This is a genomic window from Myceligenerans xiligouense, from assembly GCF_003814695.1.
GTDB lineage: Bacteria > Actinomycetota > Actinomycetes > Actinomycetales > Cellulomonadaceae > Myceligenerans > Myceligenerans xiligouense.
Genome location: NZ_RKQZ01000001.1, coordinates 3,661,599 through 3,681,521 on the forward strand (window position 1 = coordinate 3,661,599; position 19,923 = coordinate 3,681,521).

19 protein-coding genes are annotated in these 19,923 nt (G+C 72.0%); 3 read left to right on the forward strand and 16 right to left on the reverse strand.

The genetic code is table 11. The annotated features are described in order from the left end of the window. Positions 1-10: 10 nt before the first annotated feature. The 5 genes from EDD34_RS16040 to EDD34_RS16060 all read right to left on the reverse strand — a co-directional run bounded on the left by EDD34_RS16040 (position 11) and on the right by EDD34_RS16060 (position 5,011). On the reverse strand, positions 11-1,198 hold the full coding sequence (locus EDD34_RS16040; RefSeq protein WP_123815461.1) for an acetyl-CoA C-acetyltransferase: 1,188 nt from the start codon (positions 1,196-1,198) through the stop codon (positions 11-13). A gap of 64 nt (positions 1,199-1,262) precedes the next feature. After that, a complete protein-coding gene (locus EDD34_RS16045; protein ID WP_123815462.1) occupies positions 1,263-1,922 on the reverse strand; it encodes a 3-oxoacid CoA-transferase subunit B in 660 nt (219 codons plus the stop codon). 3 nt (positions 1,923-1,925) lie between these two features. Next, the gene (locus EDD34_RS16050) at positions 1,926-2,729 is read right to left on the reverse strand and encodes a CoA transferase subunit A (protein ID WP_123815463.1); all 804 of its coding nucleotides are present in this window, start codon (positions 2,727-2,729) and stop codon (positions 1,926-1,928) included. Between the two features lie 144 nt (positions 2,730-2,873). Further along, the gene (locus EDD34_RS16055; RefSeq protein ID WP_246012511.1) at positions 2,874-3,641 is read right to left on the reverse strand and encodes a 3-hydroxybutyrate dehydrogenase; all 768 of its coding nucleotides are present in this window, start codon (positions 3,639-3,641) and stop codon (positions 2,874-2,876) included. Continuing rightward, positions 3,638-5,011, reverse strand: a complete 1,374-nt coding sequence (locus tag EDD34_RS16060) for an MFS transporter (RefSeq protein WP_123815464.1) — start codon at positions 5,009-5,011, stop codon at positions 3,638-3,640. Before EDD34_RS16060 ends, EDD34_RS16055 begins: the two co-directional genes overlap by 4 nt. A gap of 188 nt (positions 5,012-5,199) precedes the next feature. Here EDD34_RS16060 and EDD34_RS16065 point away from each other — a divergent pair, with 188 nt between their 5' ends. Further along, positions 5,200-6,240 carry a LysR family transcriptional regulator gene (locus EDD34_RS16065; RefSeq protein WP_246012512.1) on the forward strand — a complete coding sequence of 347 codons (1,041 nt, stop codon included), beginning with the start codon at positions 5,200-5,202 and terminating at the stop codon, positions 6,238-6,240. 24 nt (positions 6,241-6,264) lie between these two features. Here the strand turns inward: EDD34_RS16065 and EDD34_RS16070 are convergent, their stop codons facing one another. From EDD34_RS16070 to EDD34_RS16115, 10 genes are all read right to left on the reverse strand, one after another. Next, on the reverse strand, positions 6,265-6,675 hold the full coding sequence (locus EDD34_RS16070; protein ID WP_123815465.1) for a PIN domain-containing protein: 411 nt from the start codon (positions 6,673-6,675) through the stop codon (positions 6,265-6,267). Continuing rightward, positions 6,675-6,917: a hypothetical protein gene (locus EDD34_RS16075; protein ID WP_123815466.1), complete on the reverse strand. Its 243-nt coding sequence runs from the start codon at positions 6,915-6,917 to the stop codon at positions 6,675-6,677. Before EDD34_RS16075 ends, EDD34_RS16070 begins: the two co-directional genes overlap by 1 nt. Further along, positions 6,917-7,987, reverse strand: coding sequence for an alpha/beta fold hydrolase (locus EDD34_RS16080; RefSeq protein ID WP_123815467.1), 1,071 nt, complete (start codon positions 7,985-7,987; stop codon positions 6,917-6,919). Before EDD34_RS16080 ends, EDD34_RS16075 begins: the two co-directional genes overlap by 1 nt. After that, positions 7,984-8,634, reverse strand: coding sequence for a TetR/AcrR family transcriptional regulator (locus EDD34_RS16085; protein WP_123815468.1), 651 nt, complete (start codon positions 8,632-8,634; stop codon positions 7,984-7,986). The genes EDD34_RS16080 and EDD34_RS16085 overlap by 4 nt, the downstream gene beginning before the upstream one ends. Further along, a complete protein-coding gene (locus EDD34_RS16090; RefSeq protein ID WP_246012513.1) occupies positions 8,634-10,259 on the reverse strand; it encodes a class I adenylate-forming enzyme family protein in 1,626 nt (541 codons plus the stop codon). The genes EDD34_RS16085 and EDD34_RS16090 overlap by 1 nt, the downstream gene beginning before the upstream one ends. Next, positions 10,256-11,338 carry a branched-chain amino acid ABC transporter permease gene (locus tag EDD34_RS16095; protein WP_123816598.1) on the reverse strand — a complete coding sequence of 361 codons (1,083 nt, stop codon included), beginning with the start codon at positions 11,336-11,338 and terminating at the stop codon, positions 10,256-10,258. Before EDD34_RS16095 ends, EDD34_RS16090 begins: the two co-directional genes overlap by 4 nt. 59 nt (positions 11,339-11,397) lie before the next feature. Next, positions 11,398-12,276, reverse strand: a complete 879-nt coding sequence (locus EDD34_RS16100) for a branched-chain amino acid ABC transporter permease (protein WP_123815469.1) — start codon at positions 12,274-12,276, stop codon at positions 11,398-11,400. Then, positions 12,273-13,070, reverse strand: coding sequence for an ABC transporter ATP-binding protein (locus tag EDD34_RS16105; protein ID WP_123815470.1), 798 nt, complete (start codon positions 13,068-13,070; stop codon positions 12,273-12,275). Before EDD34_RS16105 ends, EDD34_RS16100 begins: the two co-directional genes overlap by 4 nt. After that, the gene (locus EDD34_RS16110; protein WP_123816599.1) at positions 13,067-13,843 is read right to left on the reverse strand and encodes an ABC transporter ATP-binding protein; all 777 of its coding nucleotides are present in this window, start codon (positions 13,841-13,843) and stop codon (positions 13,067-13,069) included. The genes EDD34_RS16105 and EDD34_RS16110 overlap by 4 nt, the downstream gene beginning before the upstream one ends. 79 nt (positions 13,844-13,922) lie before the next feature. Beyond that, a complete protein-coding gene (locus tag EDD34_RS16115; protein ID WP_123815471.1) occupies positions 13,923-15,116 on the reverse strand; it encodes a substrate-binding domain-containing protein in 1,194 nt (397 codons plus the stop codon). A 245-nt stretch (positions 15,117-15,361) separates the two neighbouring features. Between EDD34_RS16115 and EDD34_RS16120 the strand changes: the two genes are divergently transcribed. Next, on the forward strand, positions 15,362-16,723 hold the full coding sequence (locus EDD34_RS16120; protein WP_123815472.1) for an extracellular catalytic domain type 1 short-chain-length polyhydroxyalkanoate depolymerase: 1,362 nt from the start codon (positions 15,362-15,364) through the stop codon (positions 16,721-16,723). Between the two features lie 168 nt (positions 16,724-16,891). Here EDD34_RS16120 and EDD34_RS16125 read toward each other — a convergent pair whose 3' ends face one another. Beyond that, positions 16,892-18,385 (reverse strand): helix-turn-helix domain-containing protein, encoded by a 1,494-nt coding sequence (locus EDD34_RS16125; RefSeq protein ID WP_123815473.1) that lies wholly within the window; start codon positions 18,383-18,385, stop codon positions 16,892-16,894. Between the two features lie 142 nt (positions 18,386-18,527). Between EDD34_RS16125 and aceA the strand changes: the two genes are divergently transcribed. Then, complete coding sequence (gene aceA / locus EDD34_RS16130; protein WP_123815474.1) at positions 18,528-19,904, forward strand: isocitrate lyase; 1,377 nt, start codon at positions 18,528-18,530, stop codon at positions 19,902-19,904. Positions 19,905-19,923 lie beyond the last annotated feature (19 nt).

Consider the following 19,923-nt stretch of genomic DNA (forward strand, 5'->3'; position numbering starts at 1 on the left):
TATGTCCCGGTCACACCTCCAGCAGGAGGGCCTCACCCTGCCCGCCGCCCCCGCAGAGCGCGACGGCGGCGCGCCCACCGCCCCGGCGGGCCAGCTCGTGGGCCGCGTGGACGGCGATGCGCGCACCCGACGCGCCCACCGGGTGACCCACCGAGATCCCGCCGCCGTGCAGGTTGACCTTGTCCATCGACAGGCCCAGACGCCGCGCGGAGACCACGGCCACGACGGCGAACGCCTCGTTGATCTCGACCAGGTCGAGATCGTCCACGGACCAGCCCTCGCGGCCGAGCGCCTGCTGGATCGCGTGCGCCGGCTGGGAGTGCAGGGAGTTGTCCGGCCCCGCCACCTGGCCCCAGGACCGCACGGTCGCCAGCACCGGCACCCCGGCCGCCTCGGCTCGCGCCCGTGTGGTCAGGACCAGTGCCGCCGCCCCGTCGGAGATCTGCGAGGAGTTCCCGGCGGTGAGCGTCCCGTCCTTGGTGAAGGCCGGGCGCAGCTTCGCCAGGCCGTCGGCGGTCGTGTCCGGCCGGATCCCCTCGTCCATCGCCACCTCGACGGGCTCGCCCCGTCGCTGCGGCACGGACACGGGCGCGATCTCGGCCTCGAAGAGCCCGTCCTTCCAGGCGGCCGCCGCGCGCTGGTGCGAGGCCGCCGCGACGGCGTCCTGCTCCTGGCGCGACACCGCCGTCTCACCCGTGTTGTGCTCCTCGGTGGACTCCCCCATCGAGACCCGGTCGAACGCGTCGGTCAGCGCGTCGTGCGCCACCGAGTCATGCATCGTCACCGGTCCGTACGCGTATCCGGAGCGAGAGCCCGACAGCAGGTGCGGGGCGTTCGTCATCGACTCCTGACCGCCCGCGAGCACCACGCTCGCCTCCCCGGTACGCAGCATGCGCGCCCCGTCGATGATCGCGGTGAGCCCGGACAGGCACACCTTGTTGATCGTCACGGACTGCATTTCCCACGGCACCCCGGCCGCCACGGCCGTCTGCCGCGCCGGGTTCTGCCCGGAACCGGCCTGCACCACCTGGCCGAAGATCACCCGGTCCACGTCACCCGCCAGGGCTCCGGCGCCCGCGAGCGCCTTGCGCGCGGCGACGGCGCCCAGGTCGACCGCGCTGAGCGACGCGAGGGCGCCCTTCAGGCGTCCCTGCGGCGTCCGTGCCGCCGAGACGATGACCACGTCGTCACTGCTCATGATTTCTCCTTCGTCACTGCGCCGCGCCGCCTCGTGAGCGGCCCGGCGCGCCGGTCGAGGCGCCTCAGGCCGTGGTGGCGGTGACCACGTCGTCGGGCACGAGTACCTCGGGCTCGGTCGCGGCGCGGACGTCGTCCGCGCTCACTCCCGGTGCCAACTCCCTGAGTACCAGGCCGTCGGGCGTCACGTCCAGCACGGCGAGGTCGGTGATGATGCGGTCCACGACGCCCTTGCCGGTCAGCGGCAGCGTGCACGCGTTCACCACCTTCGCGGTGCCGTTCTTGGCGACGTGCTCCATGAGGACGATCACGCGCCGGGCGCCGTGCACGAGGTCCATGCCACCGCCCATGCCCTTGACCATCTTGCCGGGGATCATCCAGTTCGCGATGTCGCCCGACGCGGAGACCTGCATCGCTCCGAGGATCGCGGCGTCGATCTTGCCGCCCCGGATCATCCCGAAGCTGGTGGCCGCGTCGAAGACGGACGCGCCCGGCAGGAGCGTCACGGTCTCCTTCCCGGCGTTGATCAGGTCGGGGTCGACGGCGTCCTCGGTCGGGTAGGGGCCGACACCGAGCAGGCCGTTCTCGGACTGGAGCACCAGTTCCCGGCCTTCCGGTACGTAGTTCGGCACCAGCGTGGGCAGTCCGATGCCCAGGTTGACGTACATGCCGTCCTCGAGCTCACGCGCGGCCCGCGCGGCCATCTCCTGACGTGTCAGTGCCATTCTTCAGCCCTCCTGTCCCGTGGTGCCCGACGACGGCGCCTCGGTGACCGTCCGGCGTTCGACGCGCTTCTCGATGTCGCTGCCCACCTCGACCACGCGGTGCACGTACACCCCGGGCAGGTGGATCTGGTCCGGGTCGAGCTCACCGGGCTCGACGAGTTCCTCCACCTGCGCGATGCACACCCGCCCGGCCATCGCGGCCTGCGGGGAGAAGTTGCGCGCGGACCTGTTGAACACGAGGTTGCCGTGCCGGTCGCCGCGCAGTGCGTGCACGAGCGCGAAGTCGCAGGTGATGGCCTCCTCCAGCACGTACTCGGCCGGCCCGTCGGGACCGGGGAACGTGCGGACCTCCTTGGCGGGGCCGGCTTCGAGGACGCCGCCGGCGCCGTCGTACCGCATCGGGAGGCCGCCCTCGGCGATCTGCGTGCCGACTCCGGTCCGCGTGAAGAAGGCGGCGATCCCGGAGCCGCCGGCCCGCAGCTTCTCCGCGAGCGTGCCCTGCGGGGTGAGCTCCACCTCGAGCTCGCCCGAGAGGAACTGCCGCTCGAACTCCTTGTTCTCCCCCACGTACGAGGAGGTCATCTTCCGGATGCGCTTCGCACCCAGCAGGAGCCCCAGGCCCCAGTCGTCCACGCCGCAGTTGTTCGACACCACCGACAGCTCGCCGGTGCCCTGCGCGAGGAGCGCGGTGATCAGTGCCATCGGGTTGCCGCACAGGCCGAACCCGCCGACCGCGAGCGTGGCTCCGTCGGGGATGTCGGCCACGGCCTCGGCCGCTGTGGCGACCTGCTTGTCCAGTCCGGTCATCGTCAATCTCCTAGTCCTCCCGGCGGGTCTCCCCGGGGTAGTCATCCTGCACCCAGGATCGCCGCCGTGAGAAGGTCCCGCCCGACGACGGCGCCGGCGTCCGGCACTCCCTCGCAGGCCCTCGACCGGCGGTTCATCGGTGCCTCACTTGGCGGACCATCCTCCGTCGATGGTCCAGGACGCGCCCGAGACCATCGCGCCTCCGGGGCCCGTGAGCCAGCCGACGAGCGATGCGACCTCGGCCGGCTCGACGAGCCGCTTGACCGCCTGTTCCTTGAGCAGCACCCGCGCGAGCACCTCGTCCGCGCCGATGCCGTGCGCCGCCGCCTGGTCGGCGATCTGCTTCTCGACCAGGGGGGTGCGCACGTAGCCGGGGTTGACGCAGACGCTGGTCACGCCCTTCGCGCCGCCCTCCAGTGCCGTCACCTTGCTCAGTCCTTCGAGCCCGTGCTTGGCGGATACGTAGGCGCTCTTGTACGGGGAGGCCACCAGGCCGTGGACGGACGACACGTTGATCACCCGGCCCCAGCCGGCGTCGTACATGTGCGGGAGGGCCGCGCGGATCAGCAGGAACGGCGCGACGAGCATGATCGAGTGGATGGTCCGGAACATGTCCGGGGCGAAGTCCTCGATCGGGCGCACGTGCTGGATCCCCGCGTTGTTCACCAGCACGTCGACGTCGAGCGTCAGGTCGTCGAGCGCGGCCGTGTCCGCGAGGTCCACCACCCACGCCTCACCGTCGAGCTCGTCCGCGACGGCCCGGGCGCCGTCCGCGGACACGTCGGCGACGGTGACGTGGGCTCCCCGCGCCGCGAGCTCGCGGGCCACGGCCGCGCCGATACCCGACGCGCCGCCCGTCACGAGGGCCTTGCGGCCCGCGAGGGCCGGGCCCGGGGTGTCCGGCTCGATCACGCGGCGACCCCCGTGCGCTCGGCGGCGTCCGCGGCGTCGAGCGCGTGCAGGGAGGCGCCCTTGGTCTCCCGCAGGGACACCACCGCCACGGCCGTGATCAGGCCCGCCACGAGGAGGTACACCGCCGTCGGCCACCAGTGGCCGGTGGTCTTCAGCCAGGTGGTGGCGAGGATCGGCGCGAGGGAACCCGCGAAGATCGATGTCACCTGGTAGGAGATGGACACGCCGGAGTACCGGGTCCGGGTGGGGAACATCTCGGCCATGATCGCGGGCTGGCCCGCGTACATCATGGCGTGGAAGACGAGGCCCACGATGATCGCGGTGAGAATCAGCCCCGTGTCGCGGGTGTCCAGGAGCGGGAAGGCCCAGAACCCCCAGGTCCCGCCGAGGATCGCGCCCGCCAGGTAGACGGGCTTGCGGCCCACGCCGTCCATGACCCGGCCGACGGCCAGGATCACCACGAAGTGGCTGACGTGCGCGATCGCGACGAGGCTCAGCACCTGCGTGGTGTCCATGCCGAGGCCCTCCTTGAGGTAGACGATCGAGAAGGCCACCACCAGGTAGTACATGATGTTCTCGGCGAAGCGCAGGCCCATGCCCGTGACGACGGCGCGCGGGTACCGGCGCAGCACCTCGACGACGCCGTAGCCCGCGTGCTTCTCCTCGGCCTGCTCGGCACGGGCGGCCTCGAAGATCGGCGCCTCCGAGACGGACCGGCGGATCCAGTAGCCCACGACCACCACCAGTGCGGACAGCCAGAAGGCGACGCGCCAGCCCCAGGAGAGGAACGCCTCCTCGGTCAGGACCGCCGACATCACGGTGAGCACCAGCGTGGCCAGCAGGTTGCCGACCGGAACGGCGGCCTGCGGCCACGCGGTCCAGGTGGCACGGCGGTCGTTCGGCGCGTGCTCACCGACCAGGAGCACGGCGCCGCCCCACTCGCCGCCCAGCGCGAGGCCCTGGACGAACCGCAGGAGCACGAGCAGGACCGGCGCGGCGACACCGATCTGGTTGTAGGTGGGCAGACAGCCCATGAGCACCGTCGCGATACCGATCAGCATGATCGTGAGCTGGAGCGTGTACTTGCGGCCGAGCCTGTCGCCGATGTGGCCGAAGACGATCCCGCCGAGCGGCCGGGCGGCGAAGCCCACGGCGTAGGTGACGAACGCGGCGATGATGCCGTCGTACACGTTGTCCATCTCGGGCAGCAGGACCTTGGCGAACACCAGCGCCGAGGCCGTGGAGTACAGGAAGAAGTCGTACCACTCCACGACGGTGCCGGCCATGGAGGCGGCGACGACTCTGCGGAGCAGTGATCTCTCGGGGGCGGGGTCGGACGCGGGCGCGTCCTGGGTCTGGCTCGTCGCCATGGTTCCTCCGGTTGTCCTCGTCGACATCGCGCCGGCTCCGTCGCCGGCGCGGGGGTGAATCTCTCGCGGCGCGGGCTGTGCCGCGCCATGACGCCGTCGGGAGTCTCGCAGCGGTGAGGATGTGCGCGCAACGCGCATGTCGGCACACGTGGTGAACGGAAATGCACACTGATGGGTAGGCTGCACCCGTGCCGTCGTCGAACATCTCCCCGACCGGGCCGGGCAGCGCCCGGCATCCCTCACCGGAGCATCTGCTCGTGCTGCTGGAGGTCGCTCGTTCCGGGCGGTACACGACCGCGGCGCAGGCACTGGGCCTCACTCACACGACCGTGGCCAGGAACATCGCGGCCCTGAACCGCTCGCTGGGCGGCCGGGTCCTGGTGCGCGGGGCGGACGGGTGGGAGCTGACCGCGCTCGGCGAGCGCGCCGCACGGGCCGCCGAGGGTGTGGCCGAGGCGATGACGACGCTGGCCGACGGCGAGTCCGCCGCGGACCGCGTGACCGGCGTCGTGCGGATGACGACGACGGACGGGTTCGCCGCGTACCTCGCCTCCCCCGCCGTGGCCCGGCTCCGGGACGAGCACCCGGACCTGTCCGTCGAGATCGTGACCGTCACGCGGCGGGCGGCGCAGCACCGGTCGGGCGTCGACGTCGAGGTGGTGGTCGGCACGCCCCAGGTGAACCGGGGGCGGGCGGTCCAACTGGCCGAGTACGAGCTCGGGCTCTACGGGGCGCGCGACTACCTGGCGCGGCACGGCACGCCGTCGTCGGTCGCCGAGGCCTCCGGGCACCACCTCGTCTACTTCGTGGACTCGATGCTCCAGGTCGACGACCTCGACGTGCCGCGCCGGCTGCTGCCCGGCATCCGGGACGCGCTGACCTCGACGAACGTCTTCGTCCACGTGGAAGCCACGCGGGCGGGCGCGGGACTCGGGTTCCTGCCGTGCTTCATGGCGGACCGCCACCCCGACCTGGTGCGGCTCCTCCCCAGCGAGGTGCGCGACCGCCTCCCGTACTACGCGGTGGTCCACCCGGAGTCCTGGCGGCGCCCGGCGGTCGCGGCGGTCCTGGAGGCTCTCCGCGCGGAGGCCGTCCGCCAGCGGGAGGCCCTCCTGGGGCGCGCGCACGCCGGCCCGGCCATAGATCTCCCGGTTTTCTCCAGTGGCGATCCCGGTTGGGCCGGACGCGCCGACGACGAGCTGGGCGAGACCGGATTGGGAGCGCGGTAGCCACCAGCGCGCCCCGCCGGCCGGTCAGACGCTCGGGGCGATGTACTCCTGCCTGAGAGCCCCGCCGAGCGCGTCGCTGATGTACTCGAAGTCGTGGTCGGCAGCCAGGACGGTCGTGTCGTTCACCATTGCGTAGGCAGCGATGAGCGTGTCGGCGATGGTGCCCTGGCGCACGTCGATGCCGCGCCGCCGCATGGCCTCCTGCACGTCGAGGACGTCACTGACCGTGGGGTGCAGCGGTGCGGCGTAGAGCCGGTCCATGCGCCGCCGGTTGCGCTCGTACTCAGCCCTGTTCCGAGCGGAACGACAGTACTCGAGCACCTGCGGTGGACAAGCGCTGATGAGGAACCGTTGCTCCAGGTTCTCGATCCGGGTGGCGATGACGCCGTCGTGCGGGAGCCGCTGCCAGAGGCTGTTGTCGACAATGAACTCCATCAGTGTTCGACGTCGTCACGGAAGCGGATGTGCGGTCCGTCGATCTGGTCCAAGGGCAAAGGGTCCGGGTCGTCGATGATCTCGCGGATCACGTCGTGCTGGTTCGCCAGGCCGATGATCCGGTCCCAGCTGCGTTCGATCGCCGCTCGGATGCTGTTCGCACCCGTGATCGCCTTGACTTGTTCCAGCTTTGCGAGGTCGATCTCGACGGAGGTCTTGGACGTGTGCGCAATGTGAGCCATCAGGAACCCCCTAGATTGATATCATGGAGGATATCACGTCGGACCGCGGCAACGCCTGGAGGCGACATGAGGATCGTGTAGTGGTTGACGTCCGCAACCGTCTCGATCGTCAGGGTCGGCGCCCTCGTCGACCATTCGGCCGCGAAGGGTTCCGGGTACATGCCCCCCGGCTCGTCCATCAGGCCGCGCGGCGCGCGGAGCATCGTGACGTCGCCGAGCTCGCCCGTGACGAGCGCGTCCAGCGCGGCCGGGAACGCGTCGCCGGTGTACATGTCGGCGGAGTCGCCCGCGACGGCCTCCGCGGTGGTCGCGGGGCGGAAGGCCGCGCCGTCCGCCGCGTGGCCGTCGGTCCCGCGCGGCGTCGCGATCTCGTCGAGGTCGTAGTCGACGTACTGCTCGATCGTGGGCGTCCACTCCGCGAACGCCGGATGCGTCCGCCAGAAATCGCGGTACGCCTGCCGTGACTCGAAGACCCGCGACAGCCGCTCCAGCGCCGGGCCGAGCAGCGCGGCCACGATGTCGTCGGCGGTCGCGTCCGCGGGGAGGCCCGGCACGGGCTGCAGCGGCAGGCCGCCGTCGACCAGCAGCAGCCGGCCCACCAGGTCCGGGTGCCGGTGCGCGAGCACGACGCCGACGAACCCGCCCATGCTGTGCCCGACGACGGTGACCGGGCCGCCGGCTCCACGATCCGCCGGGACGGCGCCCGCCTCCGACGCCGAACTCGCCGGCGCCTCCCCGAGCGCCCGCACGACGGCGGCGACGTCGTCCGCATGCCGCGCCATCCCGTACGGCCCGGGAAGGCCGTTCGACCGCCCGCGTCCGCGCAGGTCCGGCGCGACCACCCGCACACCGGGCAGCGCCTCGGCCACGGCCGCCCACGCGCGGTGGGAGGCGGTGATCCCGTGGATCGCGAGCACGGTCGGGACCGCGACGGGATCCTGGCGGATCGGGTCCCAGACGCCGACGCGGAGCATGCCGCCGTCGACGGGCACGTCAGTGGTCTCGTACGTGTGGGTGGACGCCCGGTCCGGGGACGCCGGGTGCGTCGCCGTGTCTTCCTGCGCGGTCATGCGGACTCCCCTGGCTCGTCGGGCGGGTGAGGCGTGGCGCCGGTGGGCGCCAGCGCGCGCTCGATGAACGTCATGGCCTGCTCGAACACCTCGGGCGGGACCTCGGACGGCGGCCCGCCGGGATCGACGTCGGGCCCCCACAGCACCCAGCGCATCCCGACGATCTCACCGATCCCCATGAGCGCCCACGCGGCGACCTCGGGGTCGATGTCCCCGATCTGCCCGTCCGCCCGCGCTTCGGCGAGCCCGGTCTGGTAGCCCTCGACGATCCGCGTGTAGTGGCGTTTCAGCGCGCCCGGCGAGACGAACTCTGCCTGCCGGACGATCCGGTAGAGCGCCGGGTGGTCCGCGGTGAACCGGAAGAACGCCGCGAAACCCGCCCGCTCGGCCTCGATCCGCCCGTCCGCGGCCGAGGACGCCTCGATCATCGCGTGCCGCACCCTGCGGTTGAGATCGTCCACGACCTCGTCGAACACCTGGATCTTCGACGAGAAGTACAGGTAGAACGTGCCCTGCCCGACGCCGGCCGCCTGGGTGATCTTCACGATCGAGGCGTCGTGGTAGCCGATCTCGGCGAACACCTGCTCGGCAGCCTCCAGGATGCGGGCACGCGTGCGCTGCCCCTTGGTGACCTTCTCCTCGTTCATCACGCCTCCCTCGTCGTGTCGCCGGTCCGCGGGCCGACCGCCGTCGTGCCCGTGCACGGCGGTGTCCCGCCGGGCCAGAGCGCCGACCTCATCACCTTGTCCAAACTGGATCGTGGCAGGTCGGGCACCATTTCCACGGATTTCGGCACCTTGAAGCGCGCGAGTCGGCCGCGGCAGAACGCCGTCAGCTCCTCGGCGTCGGTGAGCACGCCGGCGCGGGGCACGACGAACGCCACCCCGACCTCGCCCCACCGCTCGTCCGGCACCCCGACCACCGCGGCGTCCGCCACGCCGGGATGCTGCCGGAGCACGGTCTCCACCTCGGCGGGCGTCACGTTCTCCCCGCCGGTGATGAACACGTCCTTGAGCCGGTCCAGCACGCGGTAGCACCCCTCGTCGTCGCGTTCCACCAGGTCGCCCGTGCGGAGCCAGCCGCCCGCGAACACCTGCGCCGTCGCGCCGGGGTCTCGGAAGTATCCGGCGAACACGCCCGGCCCGCGCACCAGCAGTTCGCCCGTCGCGGCGCCGGAAAGGTGCTCCCCGGTGGCCGGGTCGGCCAGCGCCACCTCGACGTGCGGGTACGGCATCCCGGCCCAGCCGACCCGCTCCCGCGCGATGTCGTCGGGCAGGCAGAGCACGTTGGGCCCGGCCTCGGTGAGGCCGTAGCCCTGGGTGAGGGCGACTCCGCGACGGTGCCAGGCGCGCAGCAGGGCGTCCGGCATGGGCGCCCCGCCGACGACGGCGTGCTCCAGCGACGACAGGTCCGCGTCCGCGAATCCGGGATGCTCGGCGAGCATGAGGTAGTTCGTGGGCACGCCCATCATCGTGGTCACGCGCCGCCCGGCGACGAGCTGGAGCACCCGCCCCGGTTCGAAGGTGCGCTCCAGCACGACGGTCGCCCCGGTCCACCACGCCAGGAGCGGCTGGATGTTCCATCCGCCCACGTGGAACTGCGGCAGCACGGACAGCACCACGTCACGGCTGGTCAGCTCCACCGTGCGGGAGAGCGACAGGTTGTTCCAGAAGCAGTTGGCGTGCGTCAGCAGGGCACCCTTCGGCGCTCCCCCGGTCCCGGAGGTGAAGACGAGCAGCAGGGGGTCGTCGTCGCGCACGGCCCGGCCGGCCGCGGGCGCGTCGTCGTGCGGGGTCCGGGGCGGCGGCACGTGGCGCTCCACCCCGGCGACGCCCGGATCGGTGCGGCCCGGCGGGAGCGGGAGCCGCTCCAGGGCCGCGTCGGCGAGGACGGAGAACTCCTGCTCGACGACCACCAGGGCCGGCTCCGTCAGGGCGAGCTGGTCGGCCAGCTCGCGAGGCGCCAGCCGCCACGACAACGGCGCGAGCACCAGTCCCGCGTGCGCACAGGCGAAGAACAGCACCACGTGGTCGGCGCTGTTGCCGGTGATCGTGGCGATCCGCGTGCCGGGGCCGTACCCGGCGGCACGAAGCCGCCCGGCGAGTGCTGTGGAACGTTCGTGCAGATCACGATAGGTGAGAGTGACGCCGCGGTCGTCGACGGCGACGCGGTCCGGTGTGGCGCGGGCACGGTCGCCGGTCCAGCGGCCGAGCGTGTGCAGGCCGTCGTCGTCCACCGCCGCGTGGAGTCCTCCCGGCGGGGCGGGGCTCACGAGAGCACCGCCTCGGGCCGGCCGCCCGGTGCCGCGGAGCCCGTGCGCTCCCGCGGGCCGCCGGTGCGCCGCCGTCGGACGTGCTCGGCGGCGCGAGAGGCCGCGCCCGCGATGCCGCCGGGGAGGAACATGACCACCAGGATGAAGCACGTGCCCAGCAGGAACATCGGTTCGGACAGCGGGACGCGGAGCACCGCGGGCAGGCCGGCCACGGCCTCGGAGCCGGCGAGCTCGCTCAGGCGCTGGTCCAGCACGGTGTAGAGCACGGCTCCCACGATCGCGCCCCAGCGCGAGCCCACGCCACCGAGCACGACCATGACCAGGATGGTCAGCGTGAAGTCGGCGGTGGACACGGCCGGTGACGCCCCGGACTGGAACAGCAGGTACGCCATCCCGACCGCCGTGGCGAGCGTGGCCGCCAGGATGAACACCACGAGTTTCACCACGTACGGCCGCCCGCCGATGATCCGCACCCGGACCTCGTTCTCCCGTACCGCCGCGGCCATGTGCCCGGCGCGGGACCGCTCGATCCACAGCGTCACCAGGTACGTGACGACCAGCACCGCGAGGGCGACCCAGTACAGGTTGCGGGTGTTGACGACGCCGATCAGCCCGTCGGGCACGCCGGCGGTGGCGAGCGCGAGCCCCTCCTCGCCGCCGGTCAGGTCGGCGGGGTCGCGCCGCACCAGCACGTTCCCGGCCTGCGCGAACGCGAGGGTGACCATGGCGAAGGAGATCCCGGTGACGCGCAGCGAGATCGCCCCGATCGTCCCGGCCAGCAGTACGCCGCCGGCGAGGACGACGGCGGCCGCCGGGAGCAGCGGGATGTCGGTGTACTCCAGCACGACCGCGAGGCCGTACACCCCGGCCGCGAAGTAGAGGGCGTGGCCGAAGCTGAGCAGCCCGACCACACCGAGCAGCAGATGGTAGGTCAGGGCGAGCGCGGCGGTCAGCCAGCACAGGCCGAGCAGCTGCAGCGTGCCGGGCTCGTAGGTGTAGCCGGGCAACACCCCGGGCACGGTGAGGGCGAGCAGCGGCAGGCAGGCCAGCAGGGCGACGGCGGCCACCGGGCCCGCCATGCGAGAGAGTGTGGGGCGCAGCGGGGACACCGGGGCACCGGGAGTGGGGTGCGGGGCGTTCATGCGGCTCTCCTTCCCATGAGGCCGGACGGTCGCACGAGCAGGACGAGCGCCAGCAGCAGCACGACGATGAAGTCGCCCGTGTTGGCGAGGAAGTAGTTCGCGAGCTGCTGCAGCACGGCGACGACGACGGACGCCACCGCCGCCCCCGGCAGCGAGCCCATGCCGCCGATCACGGTCACGATGAACGCGAAGATCAGCAGGCTCGCCCCCATGTGCGGGGAGACGTAGTTCAGGGACTGCGTGGCGAGGACGCCGCCCAGCCCGGCAGCCGCCCCGCCCACGGCGAAGACCAGGGTGAAAGCCTTGCGGACGTCGATGCCGAGTGCGGTCACCATGGCCCGGTTCTCCACGCCCGCGCGGATGATGAGGCCGTAGCGCGTGTACTTGAGGAACGCGACGATCGCGCCCAGCACCACGGCCGCGGCGAGGATGTTGAGGAACGCGGTGTTCGGGATGCGCGCGCCGAGGAACTCGGTGGTCCGCGTGAGCCATTCGGTGCGGCGCACGGTGCGCGGGTTCGGTCCCCAGATGCCCTCGAACAGGGCAACCGTGGCGAGCGCGAGCCCCACCGTCACGAGGACCTGCTCGATGTGGCGCTCGTACAGCGGCCGGATCAGGCCGAGCTCGGTGACGGCCGCCGCGGCGGCCCCGGTGAGCGCGCCGACGAGCAGGCCGAACGCCAGCCCGCCCCACGTGTCCTGCCCGACGGCGCCCGCGGCGGCCAGCCCGGCGAACGCGCCGAGCGTGAGGAACGAGCCGTGCGCGAAGTTGAGGATGCCCATCAGCCCGTAGATCAGCGACAGGCCGGACGCCACGAGGAAGTACAGCCCGCCCAGGCCGACGCCCGTGACGAGCAGGAGGACCAGAGTGCTCATCGTGCCCCCTCCTTCTCGTGTCCGACGGCGGTCGTGGCCGCGTCGGTCCCGGACGTGCCGGTCCCGGACGTGCCGACGCCGTCGGCGTGCACCCCGAGCAGGCGCTGGATCATGTCGGGGTCGTCCAGCAGTTCGCGAGCGGGACCGGTGTGCACCACGCGGCCGGCGTCGATCACGACGACGCGCTCGGCGAGCCTCTCGATGACCTCGAGGTTCTGCTCCACGAGCAGGATCGGGACGGTGCGCGCGGCGGCGGCGAGCGCCGCGGCGACGTCGTCGACGATCCGCGGCGCGAGCCCCTTGGTGGGCTCGTCCACGAGGAGGAGCCGGTTGTCGTTGAGCAGGGTCCGGGCGAGCGACACCATCTGCTGCTGCCCGCCGGACAGGGTTCCGGCGCGCTGCTGGGCCCGCGGGACCAGGTCGGGGAAGAGGTCCTCGACGAGGTGCCGGCGCTCCGGCGTCGTCCCGTGCGGCCCGGTGCGCTCCGCGAGTCGCAGGTTCTCGGCGACGGTGAGCCCGGCGAAGACGTCGCGGTCCTCCGGGACGTAGCCGACGCCGCGCTGCACGATCCGCTCGGTGCGCTCGCCGTCCACGCGGTGCCCGTCGAGCAGCACCTCGCCGGTGCGCTCGATCAGCCCGAGGATCGCGCGGAGCGTGGAGGTCTTGCCCACGCCGTTGCGGCCGAGCACGGCCGTGACACCGGTGGCCGGTACCTCGAGGCCGACGTCGTGCACCACCTCCTGCCCGGCGATCCGCGCGGCCAGGCCGCGCACCTCCAGGACGTTCGTGCTCATGCCAGGTCTCCCAGGTATGCGGTCCGGACGGTCTCGTCCGCCATGACCCTCTCGGGCGTGTCACAGATCAGCAGTTCGCCGTGGTGCATGACGGCGACGCGGTCGGCCAGGCCGAGCACCACGTCCATGTGGTGCTCGACCATCAGCACGGTGCGGCCGGTGGCCTTGAGGTCGCGGATCACCCGCACCAGGCCGGGCACGTCCGCCGTGCCGAGGCCCGCCATCGGCTCGTCGAGCAGCACGACCGAGGACCCCATCGCCAGCAGGACCGCGATCTCGAGCTTGCGTTTGTCGCCGTGGGACAGGTCGCCCGCGGCGACGCCGGACCGTTGCGCCAGACCGACGGTGACGAGGTGCTCGACCGCCTCCGCCGAGGCGGCGTCGTCCCGCCGGGGGAAGGAGAGGACCGAGAGCGAGCCGCCGCGGCGGCGCTGGGTGGCGAGCCGGACGTTCTCCATCACGCTCAGGCGCGGGAACAGGCTCGACGTCTGGAACGTGCGGCCCAGTCCGGCGCGCGACCGGGCGGCGACGGTGGCCCCGGTGACGTCCGCGCCGTCCAGCAGCACCTGTCCGGCGGTGGGCCGGTGGATGCCGCTGATCAGGTTGAACAGCGTGGTCTTGCCGGCGCCGTTGGGGCCGATGACCCCCAGCAGTTCCCCGGGCGTGACCCGCAGGTCGACCCCGGTGAGGATGCGGGCGCCGCCGATCGTCAGGCTCAGCCCGCGGACCTCGAGGGCGGGGGCGCCGGAGCCACCCGGGCCGTCGTCGGGCATCGTGCGCGTTCGGGCGGCTCCGGCCGTCGCGTCGTCCCGCGACCGCCGGAGCGTGGTGCCCGGCTCGCCTCCCACGGCCTCAGCCCGCCTCGGCCGGAGCGACGGCCTCGGCGTCCACGGTCTCGACCAGCTCCGGTACCCATTCGTCGCCGTCGGCGGCGAGGCTCGCCTGGTACATCGGCTGGATCAGGGCGTGGTCCGACGCGCGCACGGTGGTGGTGCCCTTCGGGCCCTCGAACTCGTAGCCCTCGAGCGCGGCGACCATCCCGTCGACGTCGCCGCCACCCTCGGCGACGGCGTGCACGATCATCTGGGCCGCGGCGAAGCCGTCCGGGGTGAACAGGTCGGGCGTGCCGCCGTCCGCCTCGACGGCGTCGATCATCGCCTGCTCCGTCTCGGTCCCCGCGGCGCCGGCGAAGTAGTGGCCGAGGAACGAGACCTTCTCCGCGGCGTCGCCGTACGCGCCGTAGGTGGACACGTCGCCGAGACCGGTGACCACCGTCGTCGTGTCGAGCACGCCCTGCTGGTCGAGACCTTCCCACATCGCGCCGGACGTCCCGCCCGCCCAGGCCACGAACACCATGTCGGCCTCCGTGTCGAGCACCTTCTTCGAGAACGGGGTGAACTCGGTGGCGTCCTCCGGCACGAGGACGGAGGAGACCTCGGCGCCCTGTGCGCCGAGCACGGCCTCGACGGCGGCGAGGTTGCCCTGGCCGAAGGCGTTGTCCTGGGCATACACCACGACCTCGGCCCCCTTCGGGTCGACGAAGGTGCCGGCGGTCGCGACGTCCTGCAGGGACTGCCGGCCGCTGCGGAACGTGTAGTCGTTGATGCCGGTCAGCGTGTCGACGGCCGCCGGGCCCGAGACGTACAGCACCTCGTTCTGCTCCGCCTGCTCGGCGATGGCCAGCGCGACGCCAGACACGACGGTGCCGCCCAGGATCTGGTAGCCCTTGCCGATCAGGTCCTTCGCGGCCGACACGCCCTTCTCGGGATCGCCCGCGTCGTCGACGTACGTGACGTTGAGCTCGCGGCCGTCGACCTCACCGGTGCCGCCCGTCGCGTGGTCCAGCCCGGCCTCGAAGCCCTGCTTGTAGGCCGCGCCGTAGGCGGCCAGGGCGCCGGACTCGGAGTAGATGATGCCGATGTCGATCGGCGCGGCGTCCTCGCCGGAACCGGCGGAACCGTCTGCCGTGCTCGGCGCGCAGGCCGCGAGCGCCAGGCCGCACGCCGCGACCACCGCGAGCGTGGGGAGGGACTTCTTCGTCCGCATGACTCTGCCCTTCTTCGGGTTTGCTCGCCGCCCGGTGTCCGGGGCCGTCGGGCCGGCCGGAAACCTGAGAGGCGATTCAGGTTTCCGAATCATGGGGCCGCCGACAGGTCCGTGTCAACCCCGCCGGAGGCGACCCGCCGGCGCATTATTGACAGGTGATTCAGGTCACAGCTATGGTCCGTTCCCGTCCGGCCGGAGCTGCCCGACGACGCGCGGCCCGGCGTACCTCGACGTGGAGGTAACACATGAAAAGCCTGATCAGCGCCACCGCGGCGCTCGGCCTGGCCCTCACGGGGGGTGTGGCGGCGATCGCCGCCGCACCCCCCGCGACGGCCGGCATCGTCTGCCCACCGCCCTTCGACATCCTGCCCGGCTGCACATCGGCCGACGACGACGGCGTGCCGGGCGACGGCGGCACGCCGGACGGCGGGAGCACCGCCGCCGGGGACTGGACCAGCCGCAGCGCCGGCGGGATGACGACCCAGCTGTACGTGCCGACGTCGGCACCGGCGATTCCCGCCGGACGCGCCTTGACGATCACCCTGCACGGCTGCGTGCAGACGTCGTCCGACCTGCGCGGGGGCGGCAACTGGGAAGCCACCGCGGACGACTACGGGATGGTCGTGGCCGTTCCCGCCGCGCCCGACGGCGGTGTCCTCCTGGGCTGCTGGGACTACTACGGCTCGAACCACTCGCGCACGTCGCCCGCCCGGCACGACGACAACCTGCTGGACCTGGTGGACGACCTGCTGGCGGACGCGTCGCTCGGGATCGACCCGGACCAGGTGTACGTGACGGGGCTGTCGTCGGGCGGCGGCGAGACGCTCGTGATGGGCTGCCTCGCACCCGACGTCTTCGCCGGGATCGGGAGCAACGCCGGGCCGGCCGTGGGTACGTCGTCGGCCCAGATCTCCTACGTCGCGACGACGCAGGCCCAGGCGACGTCGACCTGCCGGAACTTCGCGGGTACGGCGTCCGGAGCGTTCGGCACCCAGCTGGCGTCGGTGGTGTACGGCTCCGACGACAGCACCGTCGCTCCCGGGTACAACACGCTGAACGCGCAGGTCATGGCGGGAATCTACGGCGCGGCGGACCAGTCGCCGTTCGCGCTGGACGCACTGGAGGGCAACAACACGACCGGGTCGGGAACGTTGTGGTCCGACGCCGACGGCCCGCGGGTGTCCCTGATCCAGAACTCCGGCCTGGGACACAACTGGCCGGCGGGCGGCGGCCCGGGCGGCTCCTACATCTCGACGAACTCGATCGACTACCCCGCCTATGTGACCGGGTTCTTCTTCGAGAACAACCGCCGGGTGAACCGATCGGGCGAGCCGTCGCCCTCCCCCGATCCGACCGACCCCTCGCCCGAACCCACGGATCCGTCTCCGGAGCCCACCGATCCCGGCCCGACGGATCCCGGCGCGTACTGCGGTTCCGCCACGAACACGGCCCACGAGGCCGCGGGCCGCGCGACGTCGTACGGCGTGAACCCCTACAACCCGTACTACGCGAACGGCTCCCTGGACTACATGGGCCAGGGCGACACCACGACCACGACCCTGTCGGAGACCTCGCCGGGCCACTACGACGTCGTCCCCTCCTGCTGACTTCCCCTGCCGAATCGCGGTCCGGCCCGGCAAGTCTGCTCGCGACCACGTCATCGTGTCGCGACCACGTCATCCTGGGGCGTGGTCGCGTTCCCATGACCCAAAATGGCGTGGTCGCGACACGATGGCGTGGTCGCGGGGACGAGGCCATCCGGGGGGCGTCTCAGGTCAGGCCGGGGCGTGGCGGTCCAGGAAGGAGTAGACCTCACGAGTCTCCACGCCCGGGAACGCGCCCGCCGGCATCGCGGCGAGCATCGAGGCGTGGGGGCGCGCGGAGGGCCAGGCGTGCTCCTGCCACTTCTCGGCCAGGTCCGCCGGCGGCCTGCGGCAGCAGGACTCGTCGGGGCAGCGGGACTCGTCACGGTGCGTGGTCTCGCGCCCGGCGAACCACTTGACGTGCGCGAACGGCACGCCCACCGAGACCGAGAACGCGCCGTCCTGCGTGTTCTCCACGCGCGACGTGCACCAGTAGGTGCCCGACGGCGTGTCCGTGTACTGCGCGTACGGGTTGAACTTGTCCTCGACCCCGAAGACCACGCGCGCGGTCCACTTGCGGCACACGTGCTGACCCTCGACCGCACCGAGCGGGTCGGCGGGGAAGCTCACGCCGTCGTTCTCGTACGCCTTGTGCAGGATCCCCGACTCGTGGACCTTCATGAAGTGCACCGGGATGCCGAGGTGCTTGGTCGCGAGGTTCGTGAAGCGGTGGGCGGCGGTCTCGAAGGAGACGGCGAACGCGTCCCGCAGGTCCTCGATCGCGATGGTCTTGGTGTCCTTCGCGTCGCGCAGGAACTTCACGCCCGACTTCTCGGGCACCAGCAGCGCGGCGGCCAGGTAGTTCGCCTCGACGCGCTGCCGCAGGAAGTCGCCGTAGTTCTGCGGTTCGGTGTGCCCGAGGATGTGCGAGGCCAGTGCCTGCAGCATCGCCGACCGGGTGTTGGAGCGACCGCGCGGGCCGCTCGCCGGCAGGTACAGGCGGTGGTTGCGGTTGTCGATCACCGACCGGGTCGAGTGCGGCAGGTCCGGCACGTAGTGCAGCGTGAACCCGAGGTTCTCGGCGATCTCGGCGGCGATCCGCTGGGGCAGCGGCCCACCGGTGTGACCGACGTCGTCCAGCAGGTCGCGGGCGACCTCCTCCAGTTCGGGGATGTAGTTGTCGGACGCGCGCATCTCGGCCCGCAGCTCCGCGTTGGCCCGGCGCGCCTCCTCCGGCGTGAGCGCGCGTTCGGCGTGCAGGCGTTCGAGCTCGCGGTTCAGCCCGAGGATGGTGCGCAGGGCGTCGTCAGCCAGTGACTTGCCGATCCGGACACCGCCGAGACCGAGGGCCGCGAAGAGAGGCCCGCGCTGCACGCGGTCCAGCTCGATCTCGAGAGCGTCGCGCTCCGACGGCGGCGTGGGGTCGAGCAGGTCGTCGACGCTCGCGCCCAGCGCCCGCGCGAGGGCCTGCAACTGCGAGAACTTCGGCTCGCGCTTCCCGTTCTCCAACGCGCTGACCTGCGACGGCGCACGTCCGATCGCGGCGGCGAGATCTTCCAGCTTCATTCCCTGGCGGGTGCGCAGGAAGCGCACCTGGCGACCGATCGTCAGCGCGTCGGGCTCGGCCTCCGGAGGGCTGACGAGAGCATTTCGCTCGGTTCCGCGTTTCGGCGTCGTCGTGGGCATACCTGAGCGTGACACACCGGAATCGTTCCGTCCAGCAGAAGTTCGCAGTTTTTTCTCCTGAGTTCCAGTAGATCTGGAGCGGTTCAATGACAGAAGGTCGAATCAGTCCCCAACGGAGAACGCAAACCAGGAGGTACCCGCCATGACCGCTCCGACCATCGTCACCCGCCGCAATCTTCCGGGAGCAGCGAGCCCGCAGGCCGCCGACGCCACCCCCGCCGCGCCGTCGGCCACCACGCGCCCGGGCGACCAGGTGACCACCGCGGCCGCCCTGGCCGAGAGCTGGGCGAACGACCCGCGCTGGGCCGGCATCGACCGGACCTTCACCGCCGAGGACGTCGTCGCGCTGCGCGGGTCGGTCGGCGAGGAGCACACGCTGGCCCGCCGGGGCGCCGAGCGTCTGTGGAAGCAGCTCCACGAGGAGGACTTCGTCAACGCGCTCGGCGCGCTGACCGGTAACCAGGCCGTCCAGCAGGTCAAGGCGGGACTCCAGGCGATCTACCTCTCGGGCTGGCAGGTCGCCGGAGACGCGAACCTCGCGGGCCAGACCTACCCCGACCAGTCGCTCTACCCGGCCAACTCCGTGCCGGCCGTGGTGCGCCGCATCAACAACGCGCTGCTGCGCGCCGACCAGATCGACGTGGCCGAGAACGGCTCGGCGACCCGCGACTGGCTCGCCCCGATCGTCGCCGACGCCGAGGCCGGGTTCGGCGGCCCGCTCAACGCGTACGAGCTGATGAAGTCCATGATCACCTCCGGCGCGGCCGGCGTGCACTGGGAGGACCAGCTCGCGTCCGAGAAGAAGTGCGGCCACCTGGGCGGCAAGGTGCTCATCCCCACCCAGCAGCACATCCGCACCCTGAACGCCGCCCGCCTCGCGGCCGACGTCGCGGACGTGCCGTCCGTGGTCATCGCCCGCACCGACGCCGAGGCCGCCACCCTCATCACCTCCGACGTCGACGAGCGTGACCGCCCGTTCATCACCGGCGAGCGCACCGCCGAGGGCTTCTACAAGGTGACCAACGGCATCGAGCCGTGCATCGCCCGCGCCAAGGCGTACGCCCCGTACTCCGACCTGATCTGGATGGAGACCGGGACGCCGGACCTGGAGCTCGCGCGCAAGTTCGCCGAGGCCGTCAAGGCGGACTTCCCGGACCAGATGCTCAGCTACAACTGCTCGCCGTCGTTCAACTGGAGGAAGCACCTGGACGACGACACGATCGCCAAGTTCCAGCGCGAGCTGGGCGCGATGGGCTTCACGTTCCAGTTCATCACCCTGGCCGGCTTCCACGCCCTGAACTACTCGATGTTCGACCTGGCGCACGGCTACGCCCGTGAGCAGATGACCGCGTACGTCGAGCTGCAGGAGCGCGAGTTCGCCGCGGAGGAGCGCGGCTACACGGCGACGAAGCACCAGCGCGAGGTCGGCACCGGCTACTTCGACCGCGTGTCCACCGCCCTGAACCCGGACTCGGCCACGACGGCGATGGCGGGCTCCACGGAGTCGGCCCAGTTCTGACGCGACTCCGACACGACGC